This window comes from Mesorhizobium sp. M7A.F.Ca.US.006.01.1.1, assembly GCF_003997935.1.
In the GTDB taxonomy this organism is placed as follows: domain Bacteria; phylum Pseudomonadota; class Alphaproteobacteria; order Rhizobiales; family Rhizobiaceae; genus Mesorhizobium.
The window spans coordinates 1-22280 of the sequence record NZ_RZQL01000113.1 but is presented as its reverse complement, the minus strand read 5'-3'; the positions used below and the strand labels follow the sequence as shown (position 1 = coordinate 22280).

Genomic DNA, 22280 nt, shown 5'->3' with positions numbered 1-22280 from the left:
GCAGCCACCGCACGGCGGGCAACCAGCGCCGCTACGGCCGCGACGTGCTGCGGCGCGTGGCGATCATCAAGGTGGCGCAGGAGGTCGGCATCTCGCTGGCCGAGATCGGTGAAGCCCTGGCATCGCTGCCAGAAGGCCGCACGCCGACGCGCGATGACTGGAACCTTTTGTCGACCGCCTGGCGCGACGGGCTCGATCACAAGATCGCCCAGTTGAAGAAACTGCGCGACGGGCTGACCGACTGCATCGGCTGCGGCTGCATGTCGATCGACAAATGCCCGCTGCGCAACAAGGGCGACCGGCTGTCGAGGGAAGGCACCGGCGCGAGACGGCTGGTTGCAACCTGAATGGAAGCAGTGCGACTATGAGGCGATATGGAAGGAAACGCCTGTGCTGGGACATCTAATTCAACCAGAAGAAGAGACACAGCTCATTACGATCTATCGGGTCGACTCCGGCGGCATGCCAACGCTCTATACGTCCTTGAGCTTCGATGAGGCGCGGAAAATGGGCTTTGAAAAATTCGGCAAGCTACTCGGCGAGAACCTGATCTTGGATTCTCCAAAATTGCGCGACCTATTTTTCTCGTGACATCCCTTAATCCGCCACCGGCAACCGCCTGATGGTGAACTCGATCAGGTCGCCCGGCCGCTCGAACCAGCTTTCGATCTCGGTCCAGTAGGCTTGCTTGGGAAAGCGCTCGAACCATTCCTTGGCCTTGAGCCGGGCATCGGAGCGCGGCAGCACGAAGGTCTCGCGCAGGAAACCATCGCGCGGCATGCGCGCGTGTTCGGCCCGGCTTTGGTCGAGCCTCTTCTTCAGGCCATCCAGCGGCGGTCTTGCCGGGGTGCGCACGAAACAACTCCTTGCACCGTAATGACACTTGACCCTGTCCCCTAAGAGATTAGGGATCGCGCCCGGAAAAGACGAGTCTTTTGTCGACTCACCGCCCCGCAACCGGAGACGGCACTTGGAACGACCTGAAATACCGGCAGGGCTGCCCGCCGACATCGAACAGAAGAAGATGAAGGCACGGCTGTGGTTCGAGGCGCTGCGCGAACGCATCTGCGCCACCTTCGAGCAGATCGAGCAGGATCTTGGCGGGCCGCTGGCCTCGTGGTCGCCCGGCCGCTTCGAAAAGACGCCATGGGAACGTGACGAGGGGCGCGGCGGCGGCGGCACCATGTCGATGATGCACGGCCGCGTCTTCGAAAAGGTCGGCGTCCACACTTCGACCGTCCATGGCGAATTCTCGCCCGAATTCAGGAAGCAGATGCCCGGTGCCGAGGAAGACCCGCGCTTCTGGGCATCCGGCATTTCGCTGATCGCGCATCCCTGGAACCCCAACGTTCCAGCCGTGCACATGAACACGCGCATGGTCGTCACCTCGCGCCAGTGGTTCGGCGGCGGCGCCGATCTGACACCGGTGCTCGATCGCCGCCGCACTCAGGACGACCCTGATACCATCGCCTTCCACCGCGCCATGCAATTCGCTTGCGAGAAGAATGTCGCGGTGGCCGATTACCCGAAATTCAAGGCCTGGTGCGACGAGTACTTCTATCTGTCGCACCGCAACGAGCCGCGCGGCACCGGCGGCATCTTCTTCGACTGGCTGCATTCGGGTGAGGACAAAGGCGGCTGGAATGCCGATTTCAACTTCGTCCAGGATGTCGGACGCTCCTTTCTCGTCGTCTACGGTCACCTCGTGCGCGCCAACTTCAACGAGAACTGGACCGATGGCGACCGTGACGAACAGCTCATCCGCCGCGGCCGCTATGTCGAATTCAATCTGCTTCACGATCGCGGCACCATCTTCGGACTGAAGACCGGCGGCAATGTCGCGTCCATTCTCTCCAGCCTGCCGCCCGAGGTTCGCTGGCCGTAACAAAATGGTGAGCGCAGCGTGAGTCGCATTGATGTCCCATTCGCTCGAAATGGGCATGGAATGTGGCACACGGTGCGGCGCAAAATTTCTTTTTCGTCTAATAGGCTGTTGAAAAGACTGGTCTATTTGTGGCGCCGGGTCGGGAAGCGCCGGCGGTTCGCCTGCGCGCAATTCCAGGAAAGTGCGAAACGGCTTTCCGATCGGAATTGCGTCAAGACAAAGCGAGCCGCGACCCGACGCGACCGGACGGCCCAAGACGATGCGGGACATCTTCGTCAAAAAGATACCCGCCTTTCCAGGAGTACTTCGCAATGCGCAAGATCATTGTTTCGGCTGCCGCCGCGGCCCTTCTCGCTTCCGGTTCGGTAGCATTCGCCGCCGTCAAGCACACCACCGGGACGATCAAGACCTTTGACACGACGGCCATGAGCCTGGTCCTCGATGATGGATCGTCTTTTACGCTTCCCAAGACCTTCAAGGATCCTGGCCTGACGGTCGGTGAAAAGGTCCGCGTCTCATGGGATATGAAAGGCAAGAACAAGGTCGCCGAGGCCGTCAAGGTCGCAAAATGATGGCTTGCCCGCCAGAGCAGGATGAGACGATATCCGGTCCTGTTTGGGGGTAGTGTCAAGAGGGCGGAGCAGGGCTGCTCCGCCTTTTCGCCGTTGACTGCAACCAATGCCGCCCCATCTGTGTTATGCTGTTCTTCCGCTCGCGGTCCGTGGATTCAACCCTGGAACCGGACCATCAGCAAAAAAGTACCGGAGCCTCGACCAGGCTCCACGGAGGAAAAGGAGAAATCTCATGAAGGAATTTCACTGCGGGTCGCTCGTGCCCGGCTGTGACTGGCACACGCGTGCCGACGAGGAGGCCGAGGTCATGCGCCGTGCCGTCGAGCACATGCGCGAGACGCATGGCGAGACGGTCATCCGCGAGACGATGATCGAGGCGATCCGCTCGCGCATCGAAAAGACCCGCGACGCAGCCTGATCTACCCGGCCCTCAAGGCTTCGGCGGCGCGCTTGAGGAGCGCGTCGCGATCAGGGGCAAACCCGGCTTCGACCCATTCCGCTTCGAGATTCCTGAGGATTTCGCCGAGTTTCGGGCCTGGAGTTGCGCCGAGCGCCGTCAGATCGGCACCTTTCAGCGGAAACAACGGCTTTTCCCATTTGGTGGCGAAGGCAAGCAGGCGCGAAAAGCCACCGGCTTCGAGCAGCGCCTCATTGTCCTCGACGGCGCGCACCCTTGCTGCCGCAAGCGACAGCCGCAGACGGTCGACGAACCCCTGCCGGTCACCGCGATAGAGCCTTTTCGCCAGTTCGCCCTCGGTCGTCTTCGGCTCGACGGCGGTGGCAAGCGCCCAGTGGCGCAGGCGATCCGCTTCAGCGGTCGAGAGTTTGAGCCGCTCGGCGAGCGTCTTCATGCGAGCGGCATCGGGCGGCACGATCGCTTCCAGTCTGAGCAACGGGTCGGGTGCCCAGCCCAGATCCTTCCCGGCCTTGGCCAACCCATGGATGGCATCGATGCCCCATTTCTCGCTTTCCGGCAGCGCTGCGGTCAAGACACCTGCCTGCCGCATCCAGAGCAGCGCCCGTGACGGATCGGGCGCCGACAAAAGCTTCTTCAGTTCCGACCAGATGCGCTCGGCCGAAAGCTGAGCCAGCCCTTCCTTAAGCCGGGCGCAGGCTTTCAGCCCTTCGGCATCCGGCCGTCCGTCGCCGTACCAGGCGAAGAAGCGGAAGAAGCGCAGGATGCGCAGGTAGTCTTCGCGAATACGCGCTTCCGGGTCACCGATGAAGCGCAGCCGGCGTGCCTCGATGTCGGCAATGCCGCCGACCAGGTCGACCACCTTGCCATCGGCCCCGGCGTAGAGCGCGTTGATGGTGAAGTCGCGCCGCTCGGCATCTAGCTTCCAGTCGCGCCCGAACAACACTTTCGCGCGCCGCCCGTCGGTCTCAATATCGGCGCGCAAGGTGGTGATTTCATAAGGTTTTCCGCCGGCAACCACGGTGATTGTCCCATGCTCGATGCCGGTTGGCACCGCCTTGAAGCCTTCCGCTTCGGCGCGCCGGAGGGTTTCCTCCGGCAGGCAGGTGGTGGCGATGTCGATGTCGGCGACCGGCTGGCCCATCAGCGTGTTGCGCACCGCGCCGCCGGCGACTCGCGCCTCTTCACCGCCTTCGGCCAGTGCGAACAGCAGGCGCTGCAGATGCTTGTCGGTGAGCCAATCAGCCCTGCCTGCGATCGAGACACTCACGCATAGAGCCTTTCATACAGCGTACGGATGATGCCGGCGGTGACGCCCCAGATGCGCCGGTCGCCATAAGGCATATCGTAGAAGAACCATTCGAGATCGTTCCACATGCGGCTGTCGCGCTTGTGGTTGGCCGGGTCCATCAGGAAGCGCAGCGGCACTTCGAAGGCGGCATCGACCTCGTCGGCGTTGAGCGTCAGCTGGAAACCGGGCCGCACGATGCCCAGCACCGGAGCAATGCGGTAGCCGCTGCCGGCCACATAGTCGGGCATGCGGCCGATGATCTCAATGCGGTCTCGGCCAAGCCCGATCTCCTCGAAGGTCTCGCGCAGCGCCGCCGCCTCAGGGCTCGGATCCGTCGGATCAATGGTGCCGCCGGGAAAAGCCACCTGCCCCGAATGGCTGCGCAGCTTTTCGGCCCGTTTGGTCAGGAGAACCGTCGCATCACCCTCATGATCGACCACCGGGATCAGCACCGCGGCATTGCGCAGCGCCTTGCTCTGGTCGAGCCGCGGATGGCCGGGGTTGAAGCGATGATCGCCATAATCGTCGCCGGCATGCGCATCCGGCTGCACGGCAAAGCGCGCGCGAAAATCCGCGGATGAAAACGGCGCCGGCGTCACCTGGTCCATCACGCACTCAGCCGCTTCAACTGGTCCGCCGGCATGATAGGAAACACGGCGCCCTTGGAGCGCACCGCGAACATCGTCTTGCCGCCGATCTCGACCTCCTCGCCATGCCCGACCAGTTCATACATCACCGGCCGCGCCACCAGCGCCTCCAGACGGCCACGCACCAGCACATAGGGCTTCAATCCGCCGGTCTCGTCCTCATCGACAAAGCGCAACGGCCGTTCCGGCCCCGCTTCGACGACATCGCCGACATTGGTGCGGAAGGTGATGGTCTGCGCTTCGCCGCTACCCGAAACGTCCATTTCGACGGCGATGAACGGCGCATCGGCGACGCGGATGCCGACTTTTTCCACCGGTGTCACCAGATAGGTCCTGCCATCGGCGTCCTTGCGCAGCACCGAGGAGAAAAGCTGCACCAGCGGCATGCGCCCGATCGGCGTGCCCAGATAGAACCAGGTGCCGTCGGCCTTGATCTCCATGTCCAGATCGCCGCAGAAGTCGGGATTCCAACGTTCGACAGGTGCCGCGCCCTTGCCGGCACGGGCGGCGCGCGAGATCAGCGCCTCGAGAGCACGTGCCTCGGTGGCATCAGTCAGGCATTCTTCACGATGTCCCAAGGGTCCCGTCATGGTCACGAAATAGTCACTGTTGTTCCGCTTGTCAGCCTAAGTCTGTGATTTAAGTTTCGACATAGGCGCCACGCGAGGCCGAATCGCGGCAACTTATGGTATGGTGCAGCCGTTGTTCCAGCCATGGTATTCCAACCACAAGGATCGATGCGGCATGAGCGTGATGGTCAAGGAAAGCCCGATCAGCGAAAAGGACATGATCGCCGAGGCCGAAAAGGCGCTTGCCGACATCTCCCGGATCCGCGACGGGGTCGGCCGGGTCATCTTCGGACAGGAAAGCGTCGTCGAGCGTACGCTGGTGGCGCTGCTGGCCGGTGGCCATGCGCTTTTGGTCGGCGTGCCGGGCCTCGCCAAGACCAAGCTGGTCGAAACACTTGGCATCGTGCTCGGCCTCGATTCGCGTCGCATCCAGTTCACGCCGGACCTGATGCCGTCCGATATCCTCGGCTCCGAAGTGATGGAGCAGGACGAGACCGGCAAACGCTCCTTCCGCTTCATCTCCGGGCCGATCTTCGCCCAGCTGCTGATGGCCGACGAGATCAACCGCGCGTCGCCGCGTACCCAGTCGGCACTGCTGCAGGCCATGCAGGAATACCACGTCACCATTGCCGGCGCCCGCTATGACCTGCCGGCGCCCTTCCACGTGCTGGCAACCCAGAACCCGCTGGAGCAGGAAGGCACCTATCCGTTGCCCGAGGCTCAGCTCGACCGCTTCCTGATGCAGGTCGATATCCTCTATCCCGAAATCGAGGCAGAGCGCCGCATCCTTCTGGAAACCACAGGCATCGAAGACGCGAAAGCGCAAAACGTGCTGCAGCCGGTGCGGCTGAAGGAGATCCAGACGCTGATCCGCCGCATGCCGGTGCCGGAAAGCGTCGTCGAGGCGATCCTGACGCTGGTGCGCTCGGCGCGTCCGGGCCAAGGCAACGCCGAGACCGACAAGAACGTCGCCTGGGGTCCCGGCCCGCGCGCCAGCCAGGCGCTGATGCTGTGCACAAGGGCGCGCGCGCTTTACGACGGACGGCTGGCGCCCTCGGTCGACGACGTCCGTGCGCTGGCCGAGCCGGTGCTGCAGCATCGCATGGCGCTGACCTTCGCCGCCCGCGCCGAAGGCACCAGCGTGCGTGACGTGGTGGCGAAACTCGTGAAAGGGATTTGATGCCGCGCATCGGCGAGGTCCAGGCTCCGGCAGCGACGCGTGACGCGCTCGCCCGTGGCCGGTTGCGGGCCTCGCTGGTACCCGACCTGCTGGTCGAGGCGCGGCGCATCGTCAACACCGTGATCGCCGGCTGGCATGGCCGCCGCAAGCGCGGCATCGGTGAAAATTTCTGGCAGTTCCGGCCCTATGTCGAGGGTGATTCCTCGCGCATCGACTGGCGCCGCTCGGCCCGCGACGACCACACCTATGTGCGCGACCGCGAATGGGAAGCCGCCCATACGGTTTGGCTGTGGGCCGACCCCTCGCCGTCGATGCTCTACAAATCGACCGGCGCCAGCGTTTCCAAGCAATCACGCGCTCTGGTGCTGGCGCTGGCCATGGCCGAGCTGTTGTCGCGCAGCGGTGAGCGCATCGCCTGGCCGGGCCTCACCGACCCGTTCACCGCCCGCAACGGCGCCGAACGCATTGCCGCCCAGTTGATGCATGCTGGCGAGCTGCCGGCAAAACCCGATTTGTCCGACATCAGGCGCTTCTGCGACATCGTCATCGTCAGCGACTTCCTCGATCCCGTCGAAGAGACGATGGCCTGGCTCGACGTGCTGGCCCGGCACGGCGTGCGTGCCCACCTGATCGAGGTCGCCGACCCGGCCGAGGAGACGTTCCCCTATGCCGGCCGCACCGAATTCACCGATCCCGAGACCGGCGACAAGCTGACCGCCGGCCGCGCCGAAATGCTCGGCGATGAGTATCGCCTGCTCTACGCCGCCCGCCGCCACGAACTGGCGGCCTGGTGCAAACGGCTTGGCTGGAGCTTTACCGTCAACCACACCGATCGGCTCGCTTCCGACGCGCTGGTGCGGCTGCACATGGCGATGACCACTGATGGCCCCTCGGTCAGGCAGACCGCTGGCGGTCGTGCCGGCATGATCGCCAGTGGCGATCAGCCAGGGCCGACCGCCTTTGGCGGTCGTGCCGGAAAGGCTGTCGCATGAGTTGGCTGCCGCTTTCCTTTGGCGCCCCCATGGTGCTGTGGGGCCTGCTGGCTCTGCCGGTGATCTGGTGGCTGCTCAGGCTGACGCCGCCCAAGCCGCAGACCGAAATCTTCCCGCCGCTGAAGATCCTGGCCCGCGTGCTGAAGCGCGAGGAGACGCCGCAGCAGAGCCCGTGGTGGCTGACGCTGCTCAGGCTCTTGATGGCGGCGCTCATCGTCGCCGCATTGGCCGACCCGGTCTTCAATCCGCGCGAAAAGCTGCCGGCCGAGGGTGCAGCACTTGCCCTGGTCATCGACAATGACTGGGCAAGTGCCGCCGACTGGGGCAAACGCGTCGCCACCGCCGAGCGGCTGATCAACGACGCCGGCTCCAATGGCGTGCCGGTCGTCATCGCCTTCACCGCCGAAAAGGCCAATGCCGAGATCGGCCCGTTCGATGCCGCCACCGCCCTTGACCGGCTGCGCGCCGCCAAGCCGCGGCCGATCCCGACCGACCGGCCCGCCGTCTATGCCCGCGTCGCCGGCGTGCTGGAGACCTTGCCCGGGGCCAGTGTCGCCGTGCTTGCCGACGGCCTGGCGGCAAAAGGCGACGAGGCCGCCTTCAACACGCTTTTGTCGAAAAATGCCGCCCGTGTCGTCTGGGCAACCGCCGATAGGCTGTTGCTGACGGGCCTGACCGCCGCCGACAACCAGGTCGACGGCTTTGCGCTGACCGCCATCCGCGCGCCGGGCGACCCTGCCCCGGCGCAGGTCACCGCCGGCGCCTTCGACGACAAGGGCCGCCGCATCGCCGATGCGACGCTGACCTTTTCGCCTGGCGAAACCACCGCCACAGGCACCATGGCGGTGCCGTTCGAGCTGCGCAACGACTTCGCTTCGATCGCGCTCGACGGCGAGCGGCAGGCCGGTGCGGTCCGCGTCCTCGACGAAAGCTCCAAGCGCCGCCGCGTCGGGCTGTTGTCCCAGGCCGAGGCCGACCAGGCGCAGCCGCTTTTGTCGCCGCTCTACTACATCAGGCGCGCGCTGCAGCCCTTCGCCGATCTGGTCGAACCCTCCAGCGCCGATCTTGCCGACGCCATCCCGCAGATCCTCGACCAGAAGCCCGCAATGATCGTCATGGCCGATATCGGCACCATTCCCGGACAGGTCCGGCAGAGACTTGTCGATTGGGTCGACAATGGCGGCACGCTGGTGCGTTTCGCCGGATCGCGGCTGGCCGCCGCCGGCAATGACGACGATTTGCTGCCGGTCCGCCTGCGCACCGGCGAGCGTTCGCTCGGCGGCGCGCTGTCATGGACGTCGCCGCAGCCGGTCACCGAGTTCCCCAAGGCCGGCCCGTTCGCCGATCTCGCCCCGCCGACCGAAGTCACCGTCACCAGGCAGGTGCTGGCCGAACCGACACCCGACATCGTCGAGCGCACCTGGGCGGCCCTTGCCGACGGCACGCCGCTGGTCACCGGACTGAAGAAAGGCAAGGGCACGCTGGTGCTGTTCCACGTCACCCCAGAGGCAACCTGGTCGAACCTGCCGATCTCGGGCAGCTTCGTCGAGATGCTGCGCCGCATCGTGCAGCTGTCGCGCAACCAGGGCGCGGCCATCGCCAATGCCGAAGCCGCCGCGGCGTCGCTGGCGCCCTATCGCATGATTGCAGCCGACGGTTCGCTGGTGCCGCCGACGCCGGATGCACGGCCGCTGGTGCCGGGCGCCGGCGCGCTGCCGGTGACTTTTGAAAACCCGCCCGGTCTCTATGGTTCCGAGACCGGTGTGTTTGCCCATAATCTGCTTGAAGCCGACAGCACGCTGGCCCCGCTGGCGCGCCCGCAAATCACTGTTCCCGTCACCTTGATCCAGTATGCCTTTGACGAATCGCGCAATTTGAAGGGCGCGCTGGTCGCGGCCGCCCTGGTGCTGATGTTGCTTGATACGCTGGCGGTGTTCTGGATCGGCGGCCTGTTTTCACGCCGGCCGCGCCGCGCCGGTGCCGTGGCAACCACCGCAGCGGTCCTTATTGCGCTGGGTAGCCTGTTCGGTCATGCCGACCGTGCCCGCGCCGACGACGCCAAGCCGGGAGACGAGGTGGCCATCGAGGCGATTTCGAAGACCCGCATTGCCTATGTGCTGACCGGCGTGCCGGGTGACGATTCGATCAGCCGCGCCGGGCTTGAGGGCCTGACCCGCTTCCTGGTCGAGAAGACGGCACTGGAACCGGGCGCGCCGGCCGGTGTCGACATTTCGAAGGACGAGCTGTCGTTTTATCCCTTGATCTACTGGCCGATCGATCCGGCCGCCGCGATGCCGAGCCAGGCCGCCATCGCCCGCATCGACGCCTATATGCAGCAGGGCGGCACGGTGCTGTTCGACACCCGCGACCAGTTCGCCAACGGCATCGGCGCCGATTCGACCAGCCCGGCGACGGAGCGGCTGCGCGACATCCTCGGCAACCTCAACGTGCCGCCGCTGGAGCCGGTGCCCTCCGACCACGTGCTGACCAAATCCTTCTTCATCCTGCCCGAATTCCCCGGCCGCTTCGCCGGCAGCCCACTGTGGGTCGAGGCGTCGCTCGACGCCAGCAATGCCGAGAACCGGCCGGTGCGTACCGGCGATGGCGTCTCGCCGATCATGATCACCGCCAATGATTTCGCTGGCGCCTGGGCGGTCGACGAGAATGGCGATCCGCTGCTGCCGACCGTACCGGCGGACCCGATGCAGCGCGTCTACGCGCTGCGCGCCGGCGTCAACATCATGATGTACATGCTGACCGGCAACTACAAATCCGACCAGGTGCACGTGCCCATACTGCTCGAACGGCTGGGGCAGTAAGATGAGTTTGTTTGGTGCCCTCCGGTCGCGGATAAACCCTCCCAACAAGAGGGAGGGTGAGAGATGAATTGGTCGATCTCCTTCGAACCGCTGATCTCCTGGCCACTGCTGGCCTTGGCGCTGGTGCCGCTGGCGTTGCTGGCGCTGGTCGGCCTGTGGTTTCGCCAGCGCGGTTCGGTCTTCCGCTTCATCGCCCTTCTGGCGCTCGCCGCCGCTTTGTTCAACCCGGTGTTCCTCAACGAGGAGCGCGAGCCGCTGAAAAGCGTTGTCGCCCTCGTCGTCGACCGCAGTCAGAGCCAAGACATCGGCGACCGCACCAAGCAGACCGACGAGGCGCTGGCCGGGCTGCAGCAGCGGCTTGGCCGCTTCAAGCAGTTCGACGTGCGCGTCGTCGAGGCCGGCAAATCCGAGGCCGCCGAAGAGCGCACCGAGACGCGGCTGTTCGGCGCGCTTGAAGGCGCCTTCCGCGACGTGCCGCCGTCACGCATCGGCGGCGCCATCATGATCACCGATGGCGAGGTGCATGACGCACCCGCCGGCGCCCCCGATTTCAACGCTCCATTGCATGCCCTGATCACCGGCAACGACCACGAAAAGGACCGCCGCATCCGCTTCGAGAACGCGCCGCGCTTCGGCCTTGTCGGCAAGCCGCTCGACATGACCTACCGCGTTATCTCGACCGAAAACGAAACCGGCCCGGTCGATGTGCGCGTCTCGGTCAATGGCGAACAGGTCGCGGTCGAGCACGCCACCGTTGGCCAGGCCATGCCGCTGCAGGTGACCATTCCGGGCGCCGGCCGCAACATCGTCGAGCTCGCCATCGATCGTGAGCCGGGCGAGCTGACCGACACCAACAACCGCGCCATCGCACTGATCGACGGCATTCGCGAGAACCTGCGTGTGCTGCTCGTCTCCGGCGAGCCGCATGCCGGCGAGCGTACCTGGCGCAACCTGCTGAAATCCGACGCCTCGGTCGATCTTGTCCATTTCACCATCCTGCGGCCGCCGGAAAAGCAGGACGGCACGCCGATCAACGAATTGTCGCTGATCGCCTTCCCGACCCGCGAACTGTTCGTCGAGAAGATCAAGGATTTCGACCTCATCATCTTCGACCGCTACCAGCACCGCGACGTGCTGCCGATCCTCTACTACGACTACATCTCCGAATATGTCGAAAAGGGCGGCGCGCTGCTGATCGCGGCCGGCCCCGAATATGCCGGCGAAAGCTCGATCGCGCGCACGCCGCTGATGGCGGCCCTGCCGGCAATGCCGACCGGCGAAGTTGTCGACAAGGCCTTCTATCCGCGCCTCACCGAACTCGGCCAGCGCCATCCGGTGACGCGTGGGCTGGATGGCTCTGCCACCGAGCCGCCGCACTGGAGCCGCTGGTTCCGCACCATAGGCGTGCAGAACCCGGAAGGCGAAGTGGTGATGAAGGGCGCCGACAACCGGCCGCTGCTGTTGCTCGACCGCAAGGGAGAAGGCCGCGTCGGCATGCTGCTGTCCGATCAGGGTTGGCTGTGGGCGCGCGGCTTCGAGGGCGGCGGCCCGCATGTCCAGCTTTATCGGCGCATCGCGCACTGGCTGATGAAGGAGCCGGAGCTCGAGGAGGAGCGGCTGACCGCCGATGGTCGTGGCATGGTGCTGGAAATCCGCCGCCAGACGATGGCCGACGATCCCGGCGCCGCGCAGATCATCACTCCGTCCGGCAAAACCTTGACGGTCAAGCTCGACAAAGCCGAGCCCGGGGTCTTCCTCGGCAGCGTCGAGACCAGCGAGATCGGGCTCTACCAGGTCGCCAATGGCGATCTCACCGCGCTTGCCCATGTCGGGCCGGTCAACGCACCGGAATTCGCCGACGTCATTTCCACCGAAAACCGGCTGAAGGCGCCGGCGGAAGCCACCGGCGGCAGCGTGCGCCGGCTGGCGTCTTCCACAGCCCTTGGCAGCGACGTGACGCTGCCCTCCATCGTGCCGGTGCGCTCGGCTGGGGCCGCGTCGGGCAACGACTGGATCGGACTGCGCACGACGGACGACAGCGTGCTCAAGGCCGTCTCGCGCGTGCCGCTGTTCGGGGGCTTCCTCGGCCTCGGCCTGCTGCTTCTGGCGATGGGTTCGATGTGGTACCGCGAGGGACGGTAGGACTACTCTTCCGGCTCCGTCGTGAACATCAGCGGATAGCCCTTGGCCTTGCCGGCATCGGTGGCACGCGTCGCCTTGGTCTCGGCGACATCCCTGGTGAACACGGCGACCACGCAGACGCCATGCCGATGCGCGGTGATCATCACCCGATGCGCCTGGTCTTCGCTGAGCTTGAACTCGCCCTTCAGCACCGTCACCACGAATTCGCGCGGCGTGAAATCGTCGTTGATGAGGATGACCTTGTAGAGCTTTGGCCGTTCGACCTGCGGCTTGACCTGGACGCGCGGTTTTGTGGTGATTTCAGGCATTTGAACCAACAACTTGCGAAAGCGACGCGACCATCATTCTGGCACCAGCCAAAGCGGCCGTCTATTTCGATCGACGCGCAAAGCCGATGTCCGCGGGCGCGGCCATTCGCAACTATGTGGGAAAGTGTCGGCTGCCGTTCAACGGTCCTGGCGGCCGAACATGCGGCGGCTGGGAATCTGCCGCACGGCCGGAGCGGGCGGTATATCGGACCGAAAGCGGTTTCCGCCGGCATCCGCCCGGCGTTCCAGCCAGGTCGCGATCGGCCACGCGGCGACGCAGATCAGCGTCGCGCCGGTCAGCACGACCAGCAGCCAGGTCTGTGCCGGCGTGATGTAGTCCCAGTTGGTGGAAATCGCCGGCGCGAACAGCGAAGGCTCGGTGCGTCCACTGGCCGGATCAGGCACCGGGCTGGCAGTGAACAGGATCAGCACCCTGGCGACGCCGGTGGCAACCAGGCCGCCGATCACCATCGAGCGCAAAATGGACGAAAGCCGCTTCTTCATGCGGATTGTCCTACACGGCCGGCGTTGCAAACGGGTTAAATGTCAGTAGAGGCGGAAGCTGCCGGTGCCAGACTTCGCCAAAGATCCGTTGAACCCATCGACCCGCTTCATCGCCAATGTCAGGGCTTCAGCGGCTCGGACAGGAAGAAGGCCGCTCCAGCCGAAACCAGCTGGAGCGGCCTTGGTCAACAGGCCGGCATTTTGTGCCGGACCTTATTACGTCTTCGGGGCGTCCTTCTTGATGGCCTTCTCGGCAGCCTTCTTGTGCTTCTTGACGGTCTTCTTGACGACCTTCTTCGGAGCAGCCTTGGCCGGAGCGGCAGTCGCCGGAGCGGTGGTCGTCGAAGCAGCCGGAGCAGCGGTCGTGGTGGCGGCGGCGTTGCCGAGAGCCGGCATCGCGAAGGCGAGAGCGACGGCGAGACCGGTGGCGGAGAGGATGGACTTTTTCATGGCTTCGTTTCCTTTTTATGCGGGTCAAGTTTCGGAGTGTTACTGAACCGGGTCGTTCGGCGTCACTCCAAGCAGCTTCAAAGCATTGGCGAGCATCCGGATGCCCTGCGCCTGTTTCTTGGCGGCGCAGTACCGGTTGCCCTTTCTCTGAAGTGCCTTTGCCGCGGTGACCTGCGTTGCCGTGGCATGGGTTTCGAGGGCTTCATCAAATTGGTGGCTGAGATTGGCGCACCGTTCGGTCCGGGTTGTGAGCGTCACCTTTGCGTCCGATTGTCCGACAGCGGCAGTGACCAGGCAGAAGCCCAGCAACGCACCCAACAAACTGATCGACAACCTTGGCATCGGTTTATCCGTAAACCCGGAGACTAGCGTCGCAGCCGATGACCTGACCGCCACGAGACCAGTTATGCCCTTGAAATTTTTCAGGAGTTTTTCTGAACTGTAGAATTTTGTTTCTGGATTGTGTCTGAGAAAGCCGGTGTGAACCCATCATAGCCACTGGCCAACATATGGCCTGAATTCTATCGTGTGGGTTGCGACAGAAGGGCTTGGCAACAATGACAGGGCTGCTGTGAAATCCGACGCACACATACTGATCGTCGACGACGACAAGGGTATCCGCGACCTGCTGCAGGAATTCTTCCAGAAGCGGGGCCTGCACACCTCTGTTGCCGCCGACGGCATCGAGATGGAGACCATCCTGCGCCGCACGCAGGTCGATCTCATCGTCCTCGACGTGATGCTGCCCGGCAAAAGCGGGCTGGAGCTGTGCCGCGACCTGCGCGCCCAGTATTCGACGCCGATCATCATGCTGACCGCCGTCACCGAGACGACCGACCGCGTCGTCGGCCTGGAAATGGGCGCCGACGACTATGTGCCCAAACCCTTCGACCCGCGCGAGCTTTTGGCGCGCATCCGCGCCGTGCTCAGGCGCAATGGCGCCGCCGAGCCGAAGCGCGCCTCCACCAAGCAGATCTACCGCTTCGCCGGCTGGACAATGGACTGTGCTCGGCGCCGGCTGATCGCACCCGACGATGTCAGGGTCGAGCTGACCATGGCCGAATTCAACCTGCTGCAGACTTTCGTCAAGAGCGCGCAGCGCGTGCTGACCCGCGACCAGCTCATCGAACTGTCCGGCGGCGACAGCGACTATTCCTTCGACCGCAGCATCGACATCCTGGTCAGCCGGTTGCGGCGCAAGATGGAAGACGACCCGAAGACGCCCAAGCTGATCCTGACCGTGCGCAGCGGCGGCTACCAGTTCCTGCCCGAGACGACCTCCGAATGAGACGTTTCCTGCCGCAGACCTTGCCCGTCTGGGTGCTGCTGATCGTCATTGCCGGCCTGCTGATCAGCCAAGTCGCGACCCTCTACATCGTGTCGCGCGATCGCGCCGCCGCCAACGACGTCGTCGACCTCTACCGGCTGAACGACCGTGCCTTCTCGCTGGTGCAGCTCATGCATGACGCCAGTCCGGACGAGCGCAAGGCGACGGCGAGCGGCCTGTTCAACTCCACCTACGCACTCACCGTTTCGGACACGCCGGCGGTCACTTCGTCGATCGCCGGCGACGACGAACTGGCCGAACTCGAAGACATCCTCGTCGGCCGGCTGTCGAAATTCGGCATCACCGATGCACGCGTGCGCCGCGATCCGGCGACGCGCGAGGCCGATGACGCGGACGGCACGACGCCGGGACCCGACATCGGCCAGGTCGAGCGCGACCTTCTGGTATTGGCCGCCGACTTCGCCCAGAGCGACAAGCTGACGGCCTCGCTGCGCTTTGCCGACGGCCAATGGCTGAACTTCACCGAGCCGATCACGCCCGTCGGCCCGATCCTGAGTTTCGACAGCCTGCCGCTCTATTCGCTGATCGCAGGGCTGGTGGTGATCATGTCCATCTGGTCGCTGCGCCGGCTGACGGCGCCCTACCGGATGATGGAAACCGCCGTGAACCGGATCGGCAAGGATCTGAAGAGCCCGCCGATCGCCGAGAGCGGCAGCCGCGAGGTGCGTGCCGCCGCCAAGGCCATCAATGCCATGCAGGCAAGGTTGCGCGAATATGTCGAGGACCGCGAACATCTGGCGGCGGCACTGGCCCATGATCTGCGCACGCCGATGACGAGAATGCGCCTGCGCCTGGAGCTGTTGCGCAAATCGGCGGTCCGCGAGGCGCTGGCGCACGACCTCGCCGATGTCGAGAGCATCGCCAGCTCGGTGATCGACTTCGCCACCTTCGAAGTGACCGAGGAAAAGAACGAACGCATCGATTTCTGGTCGCTCGTGGAATCGATCGCCGACGGCTATGACGACGTGTCGTTCGACGACGAGACCCGTTCGCGCGGGCTGATCTGCATGGCGCGGCCGGTCGCGCTCAAGCGCTGCGTCACCAATCTGGTGCAGAACGCGGTCACCTACGGCAAGAAGGCGCATCTTTCGCTGCGCCGGTCGGAAGACATGATCCTGCTCACCATCCGCGACGAAGGGCCTGGGATACCGCAGGCGCAGATCGACGCCGTGTTCGGTTCGTTCGTGCGCCTCGAACAGTCGCGCAACCGCCAGACCGGCGGTCTCGGGCTCGGCCTGACTATCGCCCGCAACATCGCGCGCGCCGCCGGCGGCGAGATCCGCCTGTCCAACAACCCGGGCGGCGGCCTGCTGACGCAACTGCGCCTGCCGTTGGCGGCTTAAAAAGAGGCGCGATTGGTCGCCGCCTCGTCGATGTTGAGTTCCGAAGAACCTACCTTCTCAGCACCGCGCTCAGCACGTCGCGGATGCCGATGGCGCCGACAAAGCGCGACTGATCGTCGAACAGCGCCACGGGTGCTGTCTGCGAACGGTGCATGGCCAGCATGACGGTTTTCAGCGACGTGCCCGGGTTGGCCCAGAATACTTGCGCGGCTTCCTCGGATTGGCCTTCGACGTCGGCGCACGACACCCAGACTGCGGGCTTGCCGTCGCGTTCGGCGGCCGCCACCAGCCCGTGATCGTCGATCTTGAAGCGCGTCGTCTTGCGGCGGTCGAGCCACACCCAGCCGTCCTTGCCGTGCTCCAGATCACGACGGTCGCGCATCACGTTCCAGGCGGTCAGCACCGACAGCGGGTTCACATTGGCGATGAAGTCGCGGACATAGTCGTTGGCGGGCCGCAGCACGATGTCCTCCGGCGCGCCGGTCTGCACGATGCGCCCACCCTCCATGATGGTGATGTGGGAGCCGATCTTCAGCGCCTCCTCGAGGTCATGGCTGACGAAGATGATGGTCTTCTTCAATTCGGCCTGCAGCTGCAGCAATTCGTCCTGCAGCTTGGTGCGGATCAGCGGGTCGAGCGCCGAGAACGGCTCGTCCATCAGCAGGATCGGCGCCTCGGTGGCGAAGGCCCGGGCCAGGCCGACGCGCTGCTGCATGCCGCCCGACAGCTCATGCGCGTATTTCTTCGACCACTGGTCGAGATTGACCAGCTTGAGTTGGCGATGGACGCGCTCCTTGCGCTCGGCTTCCGGTACGCCGGCGAGTTCGAGGCCGAGGCCGACATTCTCCTCCACGGTGCGCCAGGGCAAAAGGCCGAACTGCTGGAACACCATCGCTACCTGCTTCTGCCGCAGTCGCCGCAAGGTCGCCTCGTCGCAGGTGACGACGTCGACGGTCTTGTCGCCATCCTTGACCAGAACCTGGCCACGCGACACCACGTTGAGCCGGTTGACCGCCCGCAGCAATGTCGATTTGCCCGAACCGGAGAGGCCCATCAGCACAGAGATCTCGCCCTCGTTCACGGTCAGGCTGGCCCCGGCGCAGCCGAGTACATTGCCGGTCTTTTCGAGGATCTCGGCGCGGCTGGCGCCGGCGTCGATCATCTTCAGCGATCCGGCCTGGTCGGCGCCGAAGACGATATCGACGTTCCTGAAATCGACGGCGACGGTCATTTCTTGCCTCCAACGGCGATGCGGGTCATCCGGTCGAGCACGATGGCCAAAACGACGATGGCGAGGCCCGCCTCAAGCCCGAGGTCGATGCGACGCGAGCCGAGCGCCCGGTTGATCTCGGTGCCGAGACCGCCGGCGCCGATCAGTGCGGCAAACACCACCATCGACAGCGACAGCATGATCGATTGCGTCAGCCCGGCCATGATGGTGGGCAGCGCCGACGGCAGTTCCACCTTCCACAGCAACTGGCTCTTGGTGGCGCCGAAAGCCTCGCCGGCCTCGACGATCGACTTCGGCACCGAGACGACGCCCAGATGCGTGAGCCTGACCGCGGTTGGGATGACGAAGATGATGGTGACGATGAGGCCGGGCGCGTTGCCGAGGCCGAACAGCGTCAGCACCGGGATCAGGTAGACGAAGGTCGGCAGCGTCTGCATGAGATCGAGCACCGGCAGCATGATGCGGTAGACCTTCGGCTTGTGCGCGGCCCAGATGCCGAGCGGCACGCCGATGGCCATGGCCATGGCAGCGGCCGCCACGACCAGCACCAGCGTCTGCACCGTCTGCTTCCAAAGGTTCTGGTTGATGATGAAGATCAGGCCGAGAAAGACACCGATGGCAAGCGGCCGCGAGCGTTGCAGCAGCCAGGCGATAACAGCGATGATCAGCGCCAGCAGCACCGGCGGCACCATCAAAAGGATGCCGACCAGCCCGTCGAGCAGGAAATTGAGGCCGTTCGAAAAGGCCCTGAACACAGTGTCGAAATTGTCGGTGAGGAAACCGAAGAAGGCCTTTCCCCAGGCGCCGATCGGAATCTTGTGATCGACCATGAATTTCGAAATCGGATCCATATCGCCCCTCTCATGCAGGAGACCGCCCTGCCCTCGGCCTCGACTGCCGTCATCTTGTCACAGGATATGAAAAAGGGCAGCCTTTTCTAAGATGGCTGCCCTTCCTGGTTCGGCTTTGCCGAATTCAGTCGGCTCAGCTTCCGAGCGCGGTCTTGATGGCGGCGGCAGCGTCGCCGCCGTCGAAGGTGGTCACGCCGGCGATCCACGGGGCAACCGCATCCGGGTGCTTCTTGAGCCAATCGGTCGCAACCGTGTTGGCGTCGCCGCCCTTCAGGATCGCGTCCATCATCTCGCCTTCCATGTCCAGGTTGAACTTCAGGTTGGCGATGAACTTGCCGGCGTTCGGGCATTCGGTGGTGTAGCCCTTGCGCACATTGGTATAGACGGTGGCGGCGCCGAAGCCGCTGTCGCCCATACCGTCGAGATAGGTGATCTTCATGGCGCCCATCACCGGATGCGGCGTCCAGCCGAGGAAGGCGATCCATTCATTGTTCTTCATCGACTGCTCGGCCTGCGTCAGCATGCCGGCTTCCGAGGATTCGACCAGCTCGAAGCCTTCGAGATTGTCCTTCGGGTTCTTGATCATGTCGAGGATGATGCGGTTGCCGTCATTGCCGGCCTCGATGCCATAGATCTTGCCGTTGAACTTGTCCTTGAACTTGCCGATGTCGGTCAGCGACTTCACGCCGGCGTCAGCGACATAGGTCGGCACCACGATGCCGTAGCCGGCGCCGGTCAGGTTGGTGCTGATCGTCTCGACCGAACCGTCGGCGGTGTAGTCCTTGATGTCGTTGGTCATCGACGGCATCCAGTTGCCGAGGAACACGTCGAGATCCTTGTTCTTCAGCGACGCCATGGTCACCGGCACCGACAGCTGGATCGTTTGCGGCTCATAGCCGAGCGCGGTCAGCAGCACGGAGGCGACGCCGGTCGTCGCCTGGATGTCGGTCCAGCCGACATCGGAAAGGCGCACCGCCTTACAGCTTGCCGGATCACCGGCGTAGGCAGCGCTGGTGGACAAAAAAGCCGCCAGGCCGAGGCCGGCGACGAAAGAGTTCATACGCGACATAGACAGTCTCCCATTGTGATTCTTTGGCGAAGCGTAGCTACGGTTTCTCTGCCCGCCTTGTTTCGTCAGCCAAACACCATTCTGGTGTGGTTTCAAGCATTAAGGCAATCACGATCAACGGCGCGGGCTGGCCAATCAGCGACACATCAGGCGCTTTTGCCGTGCCGGACGGTTTTTTCGAAGATGGGCCGGCTTTTTCAGGGGAATGCGGCTGACCGCCCCTCCCCGTGTCAGGCCAAGTCGGCTTAAAAGAGCGGCATGGCCAAGCTTTACTTCCACTATGCGACGATGAACGCCGGCAAGACGACGATGCTCTTGCAGGCCTCTTACAATTATCGCGAGCGCGGCATGGGCACGATGCTGTTCGTCGCCGGCCACTACCGCAAGGGCGATACAGGCCTGATCTCGTCGCGCATCGGCCTGGAGACCGAAGCCGAGATGTTCCGCGATGGCGACGATCTGTTCGCCCGCGTCGCCGATCATCACGCGCATACGTCGGTGCATTGCGTCTTCGTCGACGAAGCGCAGTTCCTGGAGGAAGAGCAGGTCTGGCAGCTCGCCCGCATCGCCGACCGGCTGAACATCCCGGTCATGTGCTACGGCCTGCGCACCGATTTCCAGGGCAAGCTGTTTTCCGGCTCGCGCGCACTGCTGGCCATCGCCGACGATTTACGCGAAGTGCGCACCATCTGCCGCTGCGGCCGCAAGGCGACGATGGTCGTACGCCTCGGCCCCGATGGCAAGGTGGCGCGCCAGGGCGAGCAGGTGGCGATCGGCAAGGACGTCTATGTCTCGCTCTGCCGCCGCCACTGGGAGGAAGAGATGGGCCGCGCCGCGCCCGACGATTTCATCGGCTTTATCAAGGGCTGACGGCCCCGGCGGCCTTGACCCGGCCCGGTGCAGCGTTTCTTAAGGCCTCGGCCCTATAAGGCCGACAGCCAGAGCTCTCCGGGGTCAGCCATGTTTCGAGCCGCTTCGTCCGCCAGCATTTTTCTCCTTGCCACCTCGCTCGTCGCCCATGCCGGCGGTGATCCTGCCCTGGGCAAGAAAGTCTTCAACCGGTGCATCGCCTGCCATGAAGCAGCCACCGACCGCGACAAGGTCGGTCCGCATCTGTTGGGCGTCGTTGGCCGCACCGCCGGCAGCGCCGAGAGTTTTCTTGGCCACTATTCCGAGGCGATGAAGAGTGCAGGATCCGGCGGACTGGTCTGGGACGAGGCAAACCTTACTGAGTATCTCAAGGCCCCCAAGCTGAAGGTGCCCGGCAACAAGATGGCCTTCGGCGGCCTGACCAATGACGACGACATCGCCAATGTCATCGCCTATCTGAAGGCCGATCCCAAGCCCTGATCCGCTGTTCGTCAGCTCTGTAAAGCCGGCTTTCGCGTCCCATATCGCGGCCGTGATTGCTTCAGTGGTTCGCCGAATACAAAGGCACCCGTGCACCATCGCCTTGCCGCATGAAAGTTCAATGACAGCTGAACTATGGCTGGCCGGCAAGCTAATCACGCCAGGCCCCCCGCCTTCACTGGCTTTCAAGACCCTGATGGATTCTTTTGTTTTCACGCCGCCCTTGTCTTCGCGTCTTTCAATCCCCCGATGCCCCACATATATTCGCCGCTGTTCGCGACCAGCGACGTCATGCCGAAGCGGGAGGCCCCAATGGCGACATTGCAGAATTTCGACGCCGAAATTGCCAAGACCAAGCAGGTCGTGCAGGACATGCGCTCCAAGATCGAGCAGTCCGGCACCATGCTCGATACGCTCGCCACATCAGACAAGAAGATCGGCGACGCCAATTTCGACCTCGAGAACGCCCGCATCGAGGATGTGCTGAAGCAGCAGAAGGTGATGGAAGGCAACATTGCCGACCTGATCATCGGCCTGGAGGACGCCACCAACGTCTTCGGCTCCGAGTTCGAGAGCATGAAGAACTACACCGGCTGGGAAAAGTTCATCGGTATCTTCTCCAGCCAGAGCAAGCAGCGCATGCGCACCGACCGCGTCCGCAACATGTCGCTGGCCGGCAATCTGCAGGAACTGCTGGTCAAATCCGACACCATCGTCGGCATATTGAAGGCGCAGAAAGAGGTCCTCGACCAGCGCTACAAGACCTCGGAAACCAGCCTGTCGCAGGTGATCGAGCGCCGCAAGACCACCATGACCAACCTCGAAGCCGTGCAGAAGCGCATCGAGGAGCTCAACCCGATGCTGCTCGACATCGAAAACAAGATCGCCGCTTCGACCAGCCAGAAGGACCGCACGCAGCTCGAAGGCGAACGCTCCAAGCTGGCGACGGAATACAACGAAAAGCAGGCCAAGGAGCAGGAACTGCTGGCCGAGAGCCAGACGCTCGAGCGTTACACCTCGATGTTCCAGACCTTTGTCGATTCGCTCAACAACCAGATCGCCGCGCAATCGACGCTGATCAACAAGCTGACCATCGATACCGAGCAGCGCATCGTACTCTACAAGGCGCTGGAAGATTCGCTGAAGACCGCAGCTCAGCAGGACGTCGCCCACAAGATCAACACACTGGGCAGCCAGGTCGACAACACCGCCGAGGAAACCATGGCCGGCATCGGTGCTGCTTCGCAAAAGCACATCGGCGACCTGCTCGAGATGCACGAGAAGAACATGGTCGCCACCGCCGACATCCAGCGC

At 64.0% G+C, this 22280-nt stretch carries 25 protein-coding genes; 14 read left to right on the top strand and 11 right to left on the bottom strand.

The annotated features are described in order from the left end of the window. Nucleotides 1-347: redox-sensitive transcriptional activator SoxR (gene soxR, locus EN943_RS20055; protein ID WP_127414314.1), on the top strand; the 347-nt coding region annotated here is incomplete at its 5' end. A 43-nt stretch (nt 348-390) separates the two neighbouring features. Further along, entirely contained in the window at nt 391-591 is a 201-nt protein-coding gene (locus EN943_RS20050) for a hypothetical protein (RefSeq protein WP_127414313.1), read from the top strand. A 6-nt stretch (nt 592-597) separates the two neighbouring features. Here EN943_RS20050 and EN943_RS20045 read toward each other — a convergent pair whose 3' ends face one another. Beyond that, nucleotides 598-855: a hypothetical protein gene (locus tag EN943_RS20045; protein WP_127414312.1), complete on the bottom strand. Its 258-nt coding sequence runs from the start codon at nt 853-855 to the stop codon at nt 598-600. 115 nt (nt 856-970) lie between these two features. Here EN943_RS20045 and hemF point away from each other — a divergent pair, with 115 nt between their 5' ends. The 3 genes from hemF to EN943_RS20030 all read left to right on the top strand — a co-directional run bounded on the left by hemF (nt 971) and on the right by EN943_RS20030 (nt 2875). Then, nucleotides 971-1885, top strand: coding sequence for an oxygen-dependent coproporphyrinogen oxidase (gene hemF / locus EN943_RS20040; protein ID WP_127414311.1), 915 nt, complete (start codon nt 971-973; stop codon nt 1883-1885). 311 nt (nt 1886-2196) lie between these two features. Continuing rightward, entirely contained in the window at nt 2197-2457 is a 261-nt protein-coding gene (locus tag EN943_RS20035; RefSeq protein ID WP_023809849.1) for a DUF1344 domain-containing protein, read from the top strand. A gap of 232 nt (nt 2458-2689) precedes the next feature. Further along, nucleotides 2690-2875, top strand: coding sequence for a DUF1059 domain-containing protein (locus tag EN943_RS20030; protein WP_013529972.1), 186 nt, complete (start codon nt 2690-2692; stop codon nt 2873-2875). 1 nt (nt 2876) lies between these two features. Here the strand turns inward: EN943_RS20030 and EN943_RS20025 are convergent, their stop codons facing one another. From EN943_RS20025 to EN943_RS20015, 3 genes are read right to left on the bottom strand one after another with little or no spacing between them, the layout of a single operon-like run. Next, nucleotides 2877-4142, bottom strand: a complete 1266-nt coding sequence (locus EN943_RS20025; RefSeq protein ID WP_127414310.1) for a CCA tRNA nucleotidyltransferase — start codon at nt 4140-4142, stop codon at nt 2877-2879. Continuing rightward, nucleotides 4139-4771, bottom strand: a complete 633-nt coding sequence (locus tag EN943_RS20020) for a CoA pyrophosphatase (RefSeq protein WP_127414309.1) — start codon at nt 4769-4771, stop codon at nt 4139-4141. Before EN943_RS20020 ends, EN943_RS20025 begins: the two co-directional genes overlap by 4 nt. Next, nucleotides 4771-5400, bottom strand: a complete 630-nt coding sequence (locus tag EN943_RS20015; RefSeq protein WP_127414308.1) for a DUF1285 domain-containing protein — start codon at nt 5398-5400, stop codon at nt 4771-4773. Before EN943_RS20015 ends, EN943_RS20020 begins: the two co-directional genes overlap by 1 nt. A gap of 154 nt (nt 5401-5554) precedes the next feature. Here EN943_RS20015 and EN943_RS20010 point away from each other — a divergent pair, with 154 nt between their 5' ends. The 4 genes from EN943_RS20010 (at nt 5555) to EN943_RS19995 (ending at nt 12512) form a co-directional block, all read left to right on the top strand. Further along, on the top strand, nt 5555-6559 hold the full coding sequence (locus tag EN943_RS20010; protein ID WP_127414307.1) for a MoxR family ATPase: 1005 nt from the start codon (nt 5555-5557) through the stop codon (nt 6557-6559). Beyond that, nucleotides 6559-7551, top strand: coding sequence for a DUF58 domain-containing protein (locus tag EN943_RS20005; RefSeq protein WP_127414306.1), 993 nt, complete (start codon nt 6559-6561; stop codon nt 7549-7551). Before EN943_RS20010 ends, EN943_RS20005 begins: the two co-directional genes overlap by 1 nt. After that, on the top strand, nt 7548-10370 hold the full coding sequence (locus EN943_RS20000) for a DUF4159 domain-containing protein (RefSeq protein WP_127414305.1): 2823 nt from the start codon (nt 7548-7550) through the stop codon (nt 10368-10370). The genes EN943_RS20005 and EN943_RS20000 overlap by 4 nt, the downstream gene beginning before the upstream one ends. A 63-nt stretch (nt 10371-10433) precedes the next feature. Further along, complete coding sequence (locus EN943_RS19995) at nt 10434-12512, top strand: hypothetical protein (protein ID WP_127414304.1); 2079 nt, start codon at nt 10434-10436, stop codon at nt 12510-12512. Nucleotides 12513-12514: 2 nt separating this feature from the next. On the opposite strand, the gene clpS is transcribed toward EN943_RS19995, so the two are convergent. From clpS to EN943_RS19975, 4 genes are all read right to left on the bottom strand, one after another. Then, nucleotides 12515-12820 (bottom strand): ATP-dependent Clp protease adapter ClpS, encoded by a 306-nt coding sequence (gene clpS, locus EN943_RS19990; protein ID WP_127414303.1) that lies wholly within the window; start codon nt 12818-12820, stop codon nt 12515-12517. Nucleotides 12821-12958: 138 nt separating this feature from the next. Further along, the gene (locus EN943_RS19985; protein ID WP_127414302.1) at nt 12959-13324 is read right to left on the bottom strand and encodes a hypothetical protein; all 366 of its coding nucleotides are present in this window, start codon (nt 13322-13324) and stop codon (nt 12959-12961) included. Between the two features lie 216 nt (nt 13325-13540). Then, nucleotides 13541-13774, bottom strand: a complete 234-nt coding sequence (locus EN943_RS19980; protein WP_127414301.1) for a hypothetical protein — start codon at nt 13772-13774, stop codon at nt 13541-13543. A 39-nt stretch (nt 13775-13813) separates the two neighbouring features. Then, complete coding sequence (locus EN943_RS19975) at nt 13814-14116, bottom strand: hypothetical protein (RefSeq protein ID WP_127414300.1); 303 nt, start codon at nt 14114-14116, stop codon at nt 13814-13816. A gap of 229 nt (nt 14117-14345) precedes the next feature. Here EN943_RS19975 and EN943_RS19970 point away from each other — a divergent pair, with 229 nt between their 5' ends. Further along, nucleotides 14346-15062, top strand: coding sequence for a response regulator transcription factor (locus EN943_RS19970; protein ID WP_127414299.1), 717 nt, complete (start codon nt 14346-14348; stop codon nt 15060-15062). After that, nucleotides 15059-16465: an ATP-binding protein gene (locus EN943_RS19965; protein ID WP_127414298.1), complete on the top strand. Its 1407-nt coding sequence runs from the start codon at nt 15059-15061 to the stop codon at nt 16463-16465. Before EN943_RS19970 ends, EN943_RS19965 begins: the two co-directional genes overlap by 4 nt. Nucleotides 16466-16514: 49 nt before the next feature. Here the strand turns inward: EN943_RS19965 and choV are convergent, their stop codons facing one another. From choV to EN943_RS19950, 3 genes are all read right to left on the bottom strand, one after another. Continuing rightward, complete coding sequence (choV, locus tag EN943_RS19960; protein ID WP_127414297.1) at nt 16515-17696, bottom strand: choline ABC transporter ATP-binding protein; 1182 nt, start codon at nt 17694-17696, stop codon at nt 16515-16517. Then, on the bottom strand, nt 17693-18547 hold the full coding sequence (choW, locus tag EN943_RS19955; RefSeq protein WP_127257512.1) for a choline ABC transporter permease subunit: 855 nt from the start codon (nt 18545-18547) through the stop codon (nt 17693-17695). The genes choV and choW overlap by 4 nt, the downstream gene beginning before the upstream one ends. Before the next feature lie 133 nt (nt 18548-18680). Continuing rightward, complete coding sequence (locus EN943_RS19950) at nt 18681-19616, bottom strand: choline ABC transporter substrate-binding protein (protein ID WP_013529956.1); 936 nt, start codon at nt 19614-19616, stop codon at nt 18681-18683. 258 nt (nt 19617-19874) lie between these two features. On the opposite strand from EN943_RS19950, the gene EN943_RS19945 reads away from it, so the two are divergent. The 3 genes from EN943_RS19945 to EN943_RS19935 all read left to right on the top strand — a co-directional run. Further along, nucleotides 19875-20486 (top strand): thymidine kinase, encoded by a 612-nt coding sequence (locus EN943_RS19945; RefSeq protein WP_024504537.1) that lies wholly within the window; start codon nt 19875-19877, stop codon nt 20484-20486. A gap of 90 nt (nt 20487-20576) precedes the next feature. Next, nucleotides 20577-20966: a cytochrome c family protein gene (locus tag EN943_RS19940; protein WP_127414296.1), complete on the top strand. Its 390-nt coding sequence runs from the start codon at nt 20577-20579 to the stop codon at nt 20964-20966. A 312-nt stretch (nt 20967-21278) separates the two neighbouring features. Then, the coding region (locus tag EN943_RS19935) for a hypothetical protein (RefSeq protein ID WP_127414295.1) at nt 21279-22280 on the top strand (1002 nt) is incomplete at its 3' end.

Coding starts and splice junctions, on each gene's coding strand:
- EN943_RS19980 (WP_127414301.1), bottom strand. CDS start 13,774: ATGAAAAAGTCCATCCTCTCCGCCACCGGTCTCGCCGTCGCTCTCGCC.
- EN943_RS19940 (WP_127414296.1), top strand. CDS start 20,577: ATGTTTCGAGCCGCTTCGTCCGCCAGCATTTTTCTCCTTGCCACCTCG.
- EN943_RS19975 (WP_127414300.1), bottom strand. CDS start 14,116: ATGCCAAGGTTGTCGATCAGTTTGTTGGGTGCGTTGCTGGGCTTCTGC.
- EN943_RS19945 (WP_024504537.1), top strand. CDS start 19,875: ATGGCCAAGCTTTACTTCCACTATGCGACGATGAACGCCGGCAAGACG.
- EN943_RS20020 (WP_127414309.1), bottom strand. CDS start 4,771: ATGGACCAGGTGACGCCGGCGCCGTTTTCATCCGCGGATTTTCGCGCG.
- EN943_RS19950 (WP_013529956.1), bottom strand. CDS start 19,616: ATGTCGCGTATGAACTCTTTCGTCGCCGGCCTCGGCCTGGCGGCTTTT.
- EN943_RS19985 (WP_127414302.1), bottom strand. CDS start 13,324: ATGAAGAAGCGGCTTTCGTCCATTTTGCGCTCGATGGTGATCGGCGGC.
- EN943_RS20035 (WP_023809849.1), top strand. CDS start 2,197: ATGCGCAAGATCATTGTTTCGGCTGCCGCCGCGGCCCTTCTCGCTTCC.
- EN943_RS20005 (WP_127414306.1), top strand. CDS start 6,559: ATGCCGCGCATCGGCGAGGTCCAGGCTCCGGCAGCGACGCGTGACGCG.
- EN943_RS19965 (WP_127414298.1), top strand. CDS start 15,059: ATGAGACGTTTCCTGCCGCAGACCTTGCCCGTCTGGGTGCTGCTGATC.
- EN943_RS20015 (WP_127414308.1), bottom strand. CDS start 5,400: ATGACGGGACCCTTGGGACATCGTGAAGAATGCCTGACTGATGCCACC.
- EN943_RS19995 (WP_127414304.1), top strand. CDS start 10,434: ATGAATTGGTCGATCTCCTTCGAACCGCTGATCTCCTGGCCACTGCTG.
- EN943_RS20000 (WP_127414305.1), top strand. CDS start 7,548: ATGAGTTGGCTGCCGCTTTCCTTTGGCGCCCCCATGGTGCTGTGGGGC.
- EN943_RS20030 (WP_013529972.1), top strand. CDS start 2,690: ATGAAGGAATTTCACTGCGGGTCGCTCGTGCCCGGCTGTGACTGGCAC.
- clpS (WP_127414303.1), bottom strand. CDS start 12,820: ATGCCTGAAATCACCACAAAACCGCGCGTCCAGGTCAAGCCGCAGGTC.
- choW (WP_127257512.1), bottom strand. CDS start 18,547: ATGGATCCGATTTCGAAATTCATGGTCGATCACAAGATTCCGATCGGC.
- choV (WP_127414297.1), bottom strand. CDS start 17,696: ATGACCGTCGCCGTCGATTTCAGGAACGTCGATATCGTCTTCGGCGCC.
- EN943_RS20010 (WP_127414307.1), top strand. CDS start 5,555: ATGAGCGTGATGGTCAAGGAAAGCCCGATCAGCGAAAAGGACATGATC.